Origin of the sequence: Cupriavidus basilensis (assembly GCF_029335485.1) — a bacterium.
In the GTDB taxonomy this organism is placed as follows: domain Bacteria; phylum Pseudomonadota; class Gammaproteobacteria; order Burkholderiales; family Burkholderiaceae; genus Cupriavidus; species Cupriavidus basilensis_E.
Map to the genome: position 1 here is coordinate 1 of NZ_JARJLM010000506.1, position 1300 is coordinate 1300.

The following is a 1300-nucleotide window of genomic DNA, read 5'->3' on the forward strand; positions in this document are numbered from 1 at the left end:
GCTGCGCCTTGGCCTGCAGGGCATCGGCCTGGGGCACAAGCCGGCTGATCGCGGGCGGAAAGGCCGCCGTGATCAACTTGCCCTCATTGGGACGGTCCAAGCCCGCGATGCCGCCCGTGGCGCCGCCCACCACCAGGGCCACCAACGCCATGCCAGCCCGCTTCCCCAACCGGATATCCGTGGAGCGGCGATTATGTTGCGCTGCTCGCGTCACCTTGCCCGTCCGCCGCCCACGCTGTCCGGCGCCGCGCGGGCAAGAAAAAGCCGCTTGCGGGAAGCGGCTTGTCTTGCTGGCCCGACGGCGCGCAGGATTACTTCTTCAGCACCAGTCCGCCCGGCAGCGATTCGATATAGGCGGCGATGTCCTTCAGCTCGTCGCGGGTGAAGGGACGCGGCTTGCCGTCCTTGCCCGTCACGCCCGGATTGGCATTGACCTGGCCCGCCATGATGGCGTTGGAGCGGCCCACCTGCGGGTTGGTGGTGATCTGGTAGGCGGCCAGGGCGTGGTACAGGTAGTCGGCGTGCTGGCCTGCCAGCTTCGGGTAGTCCGGGCTGATCGGGGCATTCAGGCCGGCGCCGTGGCAGGCAGCGCAATTGCCCTTCTCCACCAGCGCCTTGCCGGCGGCCAGGTCGGCAGCCGAGGCGGTCATGGCCGAGGCGCCCAGCACGAGTGCGCCGATCGCGAGCGAGAGCGTCTTAAGCGTATTCATGGATGGGTCCTCTTACTTCTGGGTGTTGTTGGCCGAGCTGGACGTCTGCTGGGCATAGTAGGCAGCGACGTCGGCGATGTCCTGGTCGGTCAGGGTCGCGGCAATGCCACGCATGGTCGGGTGCTTGCGGTCGCCCTTCTGGTATTCCTTGAGCGCATTCTCGATGTACTTGGCGTTCTGGCCGCCGAGCAGGGGCACCTGGTACACCTCGGGGAATGACGCGCGATAGCCGGGAATCCCATGGCAGCCGATACACATGGCGACCTTGTTCTTGGCGGCGTCCACATTGCCCTTGACTTCCTGGGCTTGCGCAGCCGTTGCGGCTGCGCCCAGCACCACCATCGTGAGGAGCTTTTTCATTGTCGTAGCTGTTGGAAGTGTTAAACCCTGGGTGACCTGCCCGACCGGTCGGAAATGGCTTCAGAATGTGCCCGGCGAGGCCGCATCTGCCTGCGGCCCAGGGTGGCACTGCCTGGGTGGGCCGGGATGCCACGGCGCTGCATGGCATATCGGCGCTGTCTCCGCCTCATTCTGGAACCATCTCTTGTGATCGCCGCCTCCCGGCAACGACCGCGAGAACGACAAGGCGG

General features: G+C 66.2%; 2 protein-coding genes. Both read right to left on the reverse strand.

Annotated features, from left to right (window positions below; translation table 11 throughout):
* Nucleotides 1-311: 311 nt before the first annotated feature.
* On the reverse strand, nt 312-710 hold the full coding sequence (locus P3W85_RS31290; RefSeq protein WP_017226351.1) for a c-type cytochrome: 399 nt from the start codon (nt 708-710) through the stop codon (nt 312-314).
* A gap of 12 nt (nt 711-722) precedes the next feature.
* Nucleotides 723-1070, reverse strand: coding sequence for a c-type cytochrome (locus tag P3W85_RS31295; RefSeq protein WP_035810653.1), 348 nt, complete (start codon nt 1068-1070; stop codon nt 723-725).
* Nucleotides 1071-1300 lie beyond the last annotated feature (230 nt).